We start from the raw sequence: 6,771 nt of genomic DNA on the forward strand, positions 1-6,771 counted from the left end.
AATATTCAGTGCCATCAGATACAAACCAAAATTTGTATTAGATGCTGATATCGCTAAGTGTTTTGACAAGATTAACCATCAAGCATTGTTAAAGAAACTGAACACCTACCCTAAACTACGCCGTCAAATCAAAGTGTGGTTGAAAGCAGGTGTGGTTGATAGCAAAGTCCTATATCCCACAGAAGAAGGTACACCACAAGGTGGTGTCATATCCCCTATCTTGGCAAATATAGCCTTACACGGTATGGAGGAAATTCTCAAAGAATATGTCTCAAATATACCAGGTAAAGGTTCTAGAGAGAAAAAGGCTAATGCAATATCAATCATAAGATATGCAGATGATTTTGTCATATTGCATGAAAATATCACAGTTATTGAACAATGCAGGGAAATCTTAGTTAAATGGCTAAATGAAATGGGACTGGAATTAAAACCTAGTAAGACTAGATTGGCTCATACTTTGTATGAACACCAATCAGAAAAACCAGGATTTGATTTTCTTGGCTTCAATGTGAAGCAACACTCAGTTGGTAAATACAACTCAGGATTGAACACGAAGAAGGAAATACTAGGATTTAAAACCATCATCACCCCATCTAAGAAATCTGTTAAGAATCACTACGAAATGATGTCTAGCACCATTAAAAGAAACTTAACAACACCACAAGTGGGGTTGATAAGTCGTCTTAACCCTATTATTAGGGGATGGTGTAATTACTACTCATCCGTAGTAAGTAAAGAAACCTTCAATAGTATCTCTTGTCAGATTCAGCAACGACTCTACAGATGGGCAAAGCGCCGACACCCCAACAAATCCAGCAAATGGATAACCAATAAATATTGGCATACAATAGGAGACAATAACTGGGAGTTTGCAGCAAAGATGGACGACAAATTCATAAAACTGCATAGACACCCAGAGACTCCCATTGTGCGTCATGCTAAGGTTAAAGGCAAAGCCTCACCATTTGATGGTGATTGGGTATACTGGAGTTCAAGAATGACAAACCATCCCGAAGCCAATAAAAGAGTATCGACTCTACTTAAGAGGCAAAAGGGTAAATGTCCAGAATGTGGTCACTACTTTAGGGATGGGGATGTAATGGAAGTAGACCACATCCTACCCATCTCCAAAGGTGGAAAAGATGTGTATAAGAACCTACAACTATTACACAGACATTGCCACGACAAGAAGACAGCCAGTGATGGAAGTCTTGTAGGTATTTATGACAAGAACCATATCACTGAGGAGCCGTATGAGGTGAAAGTCTCACGTACGGTTTTGTAGACGAGTCGGTTGGGTGACCGACCGGCTTAGTTTAATCAAACCTGATGCCATCATAGAACTTAATAATTTTGTCCATTTCTACCTCATCCATATTTTTACAAAGCTTATGAATCCTGCCCTCACAAAAATTGGCGCTCAAATGTCTAACCTAACTGGCGTTAGAGCAATTATGAAAGATATTATCGAAACTTTGAAAGCCGGGGCGGGGCAAGAATTTATTAATTTGAGCGCTGGTAACCCGTTGATTTTGCCAGAGGTAGAACAGTTATGGCGAGACTGCACGGCTGAATTATTAGCTAGTTCCGAATATGGGGAAGTGGTTTGTCGTTACGGTTCGAGTCAAGGGTATGCACCGTTAATTGAAGCGATCGCCCATGACTTTAACAACCGATATGGTTTAAATTTAAGCGATCGCAATATTTTAATTACACCCGGTAGTCAAAGCCTCTACTTCTACGCTGCTAATGCCTTCGGCGGTTACACAAGTAACGGTGATATTAAGCAAATTGTTCTGCCCCTCAGTCCCGACTATACAGGCTATGGCGGTGTGTGTTTAGAGCCGGAAGCCTTAATCGCATATAAACCCACTTTAGACATTGATGTAGAGGCTCACAGGTTTAAATATCGTCCAGATTTCAGCCAACTGTCAATTACAGAAAGTACCGGTTGCGTGATCTTCTCTCGTCCCTGTAACCCCACGGGTAATGTTCTGACTCAGGATGAAGTGAAAAAAATTGCAGCTTTAGCAGCACCTCACGATATACCCGTGTTAATTGACTCAGCTTATGCCCCTCCTTTCCCGGCTTTGAACTTCACAGAAATGACACCCGTATTCGGTGGGAATATTCTACATTGCATGAGTTTATCCAAGGCGGGATTACCGGGGGAACGTATAGGTATCGCCATTGGCGATGAAAGCATGATTCAAGCCTTAGAGTGCTTTCAGACAAATTTGTGTATTCATCCCTCACGGTATGGACAAGCTATAGCCGCTAGTGCTATTAACTCTGGTGCTTTAGCCCAAATAGCTGAAGCAGTGATTCGTCCCTTCTACCAGAAGAAGTTTTCTGTGCTAGAAAATACTCTAGATGCCGCAATGCCCGAAGATTTACCTTGGTTCCTCCATCGCGGTGAAGGTGCTATATTTGCTTGGTTGTGGCTCCAGGATTTACCCATTACTGACTGGGAATTTTACCAGGAACTCAAGCAAGTGGGTGTAATTGTTGTTCCAGGTAGTAGCTTTTTCCCTGGTTTGCGGGAACAATGGCAGCACAAGCACCAATGTTTACGTATTAGTCTAACAGGTAGTGATGAGGAAATCGCCATAGCTATGCAACGTTTGGCACAAGTGGCTGCACAAGTGTATCAGCCTGCTGTAGTAAATGCATAAATTATGAAAACCAAGAGCCCAGGCGCAAAAACCGCCAAGAATCAAATTACCTCAGTCCCGAATCTTGATGAATGGTTGGAAATTGGTAAAATCGTCGCACCTCAAGGCTTGTCTGGGGAGTTGCGGGTTTATCCACAATCGGATTTTCCAGAACGGTTTGAGGTTCCGGGAATACGTTGGTTATGGCATCCAGGCGACGAGGAGCCACAACCAGTGGAGTTGTTGTCGGGACGTTATGTAGAAGGTAAAAATTTGTGTGTGATTTCTTTGGCGGGTGTGGAAAATCGTAACCAAGCAGAGGCTCTGCGTGATTATATGTTACTAGTACCCGCAAGCGATCGCCCCCAATTAGGTGAAGATGAATATCATGTCACCGATTTATTGGGGATGTTGGTTTTTATGCAAGAATCAGGGGAACTTGTGGGGGAGGTGGTAGATGTAATTTCTGCCGGTAACGATTTATTACAAGTGGAGATGCATCAACAAAATGAACCTGTAACATCAGAAAAATCACTTAAGACTGTTTTGATCCCATTTGTCAAAGAGATTGCCCCGGTGGTAGATTTATCATCCCGTCGGATTGAAATTACTCCCCCTCCTGGTTTGTTGGAACTAGCCATTAGTCGTTAGTCAGCTGCTGGGCTACCTCAATTTTGTGGGAAAGTATTAAGGTTGTTGTCGCTACTGCTAGTATGCCTGTGATCCCTAGGCATAGCAGAGCGGTTTTTTGTCTGAGTTTGATTGACCTGGTCAAAGTGTCGATGTGATGATCAGCACAAATAACTGGAATTTCTTGCAGTGCTTCTAAAGCCAGAGATGCACTAGCATAGCGATATCTACCCTGAAATTTCACGAGTTTCATTAACCACGATTGAAAACGCGGATGTAATTGGGGAAGTATTTCCCGGCAATTAAACCCATACTGCTTGTCTATCAATTGACAAATCTCAAGAGAACTAGTACCACTGAGTAAGCAAATCAATGTTATCCCTAAACTGTACAGGTCTGTAGCTTGGGTGAGGGGATGACCAAGTTGCTCCTCTGGAGGCATGAAACCAGGCGTTCCAGAAGCAATGCTAGTGAGAGGCATTTTCACCTCCTGTAACCAAGCTAAGTCAAAATCCACTAGGTAAGCGTTGAGATCCTCATCAACTAAGATGTTTTCTGGTTTGATATCCCGATGAATAATTGGGTTGGGTCTTGTCTGCAAATAAACTAAAATCTCTAAAACCGATAGGGCTATTTGTTTGACTTCTTCCGGCTGAAAGCTGCGTCTTAACCCCAAAGATGGAGCATTTTTATACTCCTGTACCAGATAAAAATGATCGGAGGTGGCACAAGAGTCTATATAGCGGGGGATACGAGGATGATCAAGTTGTTGCAGAATTTCTATTTCCCGTTCGTAAGTTTTTAAACCTGACCAATCAGCATTCGTATGGGCAAAACTGAACTGTTTAATTACCACCTGTTGATGAGACTTACAGACCTGAGCCTGGTAAGTAATGCGCCCCTCTATCTGGTTCCGTCCTAGTTCTCTGATCACTTCATAGCCTAGCTGAGAAAAATCAGGACTATGAGTGAGGGGAATTGCTTCTGCATTGTGTACATCAAGCTCCATTACACACACCATCTACGTCTGATTTGCTCAAGGGGCGACAGCTACTGCTTGCGTAAGCCATAGAAAAAATAAGAGGTGTTGACGCAGTTTTGTCACCTTACCCACACTAGAAGATAGTTTGTGCATCTATTCACCGGCTAGACGCCTTTTGGGCGTCTGTATAGCTCAACTATTAATTTTGCGCCAACCAAGCGACAATGTGGGCGTTAACAATGTCTGGAACTTCATCGTGGGGACAATGACCGGCGTTAGGAATGGGCATAATTTTGATCTCTTTGCCATTCTCACGCGCTTGTTCATAAATCTTCGCCCCGGTAATTGGTGTCCAAGGATCATCAGCACCCCAAATTACTAATAAAGGACGTTGGATGTTGGGCAATAGTTCCTCTGGACTAGGACCAGGTGGGGCTGTGAGGATGGAGGCGAAAACTTCTTGCGCCCCTGGGTCACAAGATGGAGTATAAAGAATATCTACTAATTCATCTGTTACAGCTTCCCTGTGGCGGTAAACTTGGTATAGGGTGCGACGAATTTGGGATTTTTGACGAATGCGGTTATAAACAAATTTACCTGTGATCGGCGATCGCACGAATTTATTAAAAGCTGCCATTACTATGCGCAAAGGTGGATTCAACTCATGGGGACGATGACTCAAACCACCAGCAGAGTTAATTAAAACACCACCCGCCGTAATTTCTGGATGTTCTGCCAGCACTATCAAGCTTAAAAGCGCACCAATAGAGTTACCGATAAATACAGCAGGTTCTTGGATATGTGCTTCCCAAAAATCTTTCAGTAGTTCTACCCAGACTTCTACACTGTAGTTGATTATCGCCTTATCAGAACCACCAAAACCCAAAAGATCTAGAGCAAAAACCCGATAGCCGGCGTCAGCTAAAACCGGGATATTTTTCCGCCAGTGTCCAATGGAAGCACCAAAGCCGTGAACCAGTACCAAAGGGCGGCCCGTACCCATGAGGGTGTATTGAATTTTGTGACCTCGCCAAGTCCAAACAAGTTTTTCTAAGGTGACTGATGGCGATGGGGTGGCGTTAGCCATAGATGGCTGCTGTGTAGTTCCGGTCATTGTCATTATTAAAATTAATCAAGTATTGTTATATATAATTATTGTCCCTGAAAGCATGGCTACGCCACCTAAACCACTGAGAATATGTTAGAATCAGGTAGCCTAGACAGGTAATTGTGCCAAGTAAGGCCTGGTGAGTGGTTTATGGCTAACGCCACGCTATCGGCTACGATAAATGGCAGTCTTTGGGGTTACCAGCCCTGGAGAAGTTTCACTGAGGGTTTTGCAAGCTAGTGGGAAAGGTGACGCTCTCACTAAGTTGAATAGAAATCTCCCGTTAATGTATTGTCAAAAACAGTAAACCAGCGAGGGTAAACATGATGATTCTGCCTGGATCAATAGTTAGGGTTAAAAATCCCGCCGACACCTATTATCGCTACGAAGGACTTGTACAACGTGTCAGTGACGGCAAGGTAGCTGTGCTGTTTGAAGGTGGTAACTGGGATAAATTAATTACCTTTCGCTTATCAGAATTGGAACCCGTAGAACTCAATGCCGGCAGAAAGGTTTAAGTGAACTAAGATGCGTCTACCACTACCACAGTTTACCACAGGCGATCGCCAGCCCCGGCATATTGCGGAGGTGATAGAAACTAGTTCTACTGAATTTCTTGCCCAGTGCTTGGAAGCGGAAGACTTAAGTGTTCCCGCCATGCCGCCTTTTGGTAGTTGGGTTTGTGCCGTGGATGAAGAGTCAGGCAATCAGATTTATGCTGTGGTGTATCTTGCTACCACCACTCCCATAGATTCCGTACATCGCGCTGTGGCCTTGGGGTTGTCTTTGCAGGACTTACGCGAGGAACAGCCCCAAATTTTTGCCATGTTGAAAACTGAATTTCGGGCGGTTATTGTGGGGTTTAAGCATTCGTCGCGGACTCTAGGGCTAAACCAAGGCCTATATCAGTATTTACCACCCCGTCCTCCGCAAATTCATCAAGCTGTTTATCTGTGTGAATCAGAAACCATCATCAAATTCACCGAAGAACTAGATTTTTTACGGACATTGCTTTCTCTAACTAGCGCCCCAGTAGAGTCATTAACAGCAGCAGCCATCCGCCATGTTTACCAATTACGCCAAGCTGACCGACAGTGGCTGATCAAAGCTGGGCGTACTCTCAGTATTTTGTTAAAAGACGATTATGATCGCTTAAGGTTTATTTTAAGTCAAATCCATCCTTAGATTACCTAAAACGACTTGAAAAAACCAAAGTATGTAACCAAAGGTCAAGATGTGATCCAGTGAGTATCAGCGTTAAAGCGCACATATAAAAAGCTAAGTAGTAAAATCCTAAATCCAAGTAAAGGCAGGTTGACCAAAAAACGAGACCTGAGCCAGTGGGTTTAGACATGGGGATGAGTCGGTAGCGACTGAAGTCGCTACCGCCCGAG

At 43.5% G+C, this 6,771-nt stretch carries 7 protein-coding genes; 5 read left to right on the forward strand and 2 right to left on the reverse strand.

The window, feature by feature from the left end; all coding sequences use genetic code 11:
- From PN457_RS10090 to rimM, 3 genes are all read left to right on the forward strand, one after another.
- A partial coding sequence (locus PN457_RS10090) for a group II intron reverse transcriptase (RefSeq protein WP_271733122.1) occupies nt 1-1,288 on the forward strand: 1,288 nt, incomplete at its 5' end.
- Nucleotides 1,289-1,394: 106 nt separating this feature from the next.
- Nucleotides 1,395-2,678 (forward strand): valine--pyruvate transaminase, encoded by a 1,284-nt coding sequence (locus tag PN457_RS10095; protein WP_271733124.1) that lies wholly within the window; start codon nt 1,395-1,397, stop codon nt 2,676-2,678.
- 3 nt (nt 2,679-2,681) lie between these two features.
- Entirely contained in the window at nt 2,682-3,308 is a 627-nt protein-coding gene (rimM, locus tag PN457_RS10100) for a ribosome maturation factor RimM (RefSeq protein WP_271733125.1), read from the forward strand.
- Here rimM and PN457_RS10105 read toward each other — a convergent pair.
- Nucleotides 3,298-4,296, reverse strand: coding sequence for a serine/threonine protein kinase (locus tag PN457_RS10105; RefSeq protein WP_271733128.1), 999 nt, complete (start codon nt 4,294-4,296; stop codon nt 3,298-3,300). The two genes, rimM and PN457_RS10105, sit on opposite strands and share 11 nt — an antisense overlap.
- A 172-nt stretch (nt 4,297-4,468) precedes the next feature.
- Nucleotides 4,469-5,383: an alpha/beta fold hydrolase gene (locus PN457_RS10110; protein WP_271733130.1), complete on the reverse strand. Its 915-nt coding sequence runs from the start codon at nt 5,381-5,383 to the stop codon at nt 4,469-4,471.
- A gap of 320 nt (nt 5,384-5,703) precedes the next feature.
- On the opposite strand from PN457_RS10110, the gene PN457_RS10115 reads away from it, so the two are divergent.
- Both PN457_RS10115 and PN457_RS10120 read left to right on the forward strand, forming a co-directional pair.
- Nucleotides 5,704-5,895, forward strand: a complete 192-nt coding sequence (locus PN457_RS10115; protein ID WP_271733133.1) for an NAD(P)H dehydrogenase subunit NdhS — start codon at nt 5,704-5,706, stop codon at nt 5,893-5,895.
- Between the two features lie 10 nt (nt 5,896-5,905).
- Nucleotides 5,906-6,562, forward strand: a complete 657-nt coding sequence (locus PN457_RS10120) for an HAS-barrel domain-containing protein (protein ID WP_271733132.1) — start codon at nt 5,906-5,908, stop codon at nt 6,560-6,562.
- Nucleotides 6,563-6,771 lie beyond the last annotated feature (209 nt).

It is taken from the genome of Anabaenopsis arnoldii (genome assembly GCF_028331025.1).
Classification (GTDB): domain Bacteria; phylum Cyanobacteriota; class Cyanobacteriia; order Cyanobacteriales; family Nostocaceae; genus Anabaenopsis; species Anabaenopsis arnoldii.

Coding starts and splice junctions, on each gene's coding strand:
- PN457_RS10095 (WP_271733124.1), top strand. CDS start 1,395: ATGAATCCTGCCCTCACAAAAATTGGCGCTCAAATGTCTAACCTAACT.
- rimM (WP_271733125.1), top strand. CDS start 2,682: ATGAAAACCAAGAGCCCAGGCGCAAAAACCGCCAAGAATCAAATTACC.
- PN457_RS10105 (WP_271733128.1), bottom strand. CDS start 4,296: ATGGAGCTTGATGTACACAATGCAGAAGCAATTCCCCTCACTCATAGT.
- PN457_RS10110 (WP_271733130.1), bottom strand. CDS start 5,383: ATGACCGGAACTACACAGCAGCCATCTATGGCTAACGCCACCCCATCG.
- PN457_RS10115 (WP_271733133.1), top strand. CDS start 5,704: ATGATTCTGCCTGGATCAATAGTTAGGGTTAAAAATCCCGCCGACACC.
- PN457_RS10120 (WP_271733132.1), top strand. CDS start 5,906: ATGCGTCTACCACTACCACAGTTTACCACAGGCGATCGCCAGCCCCGG.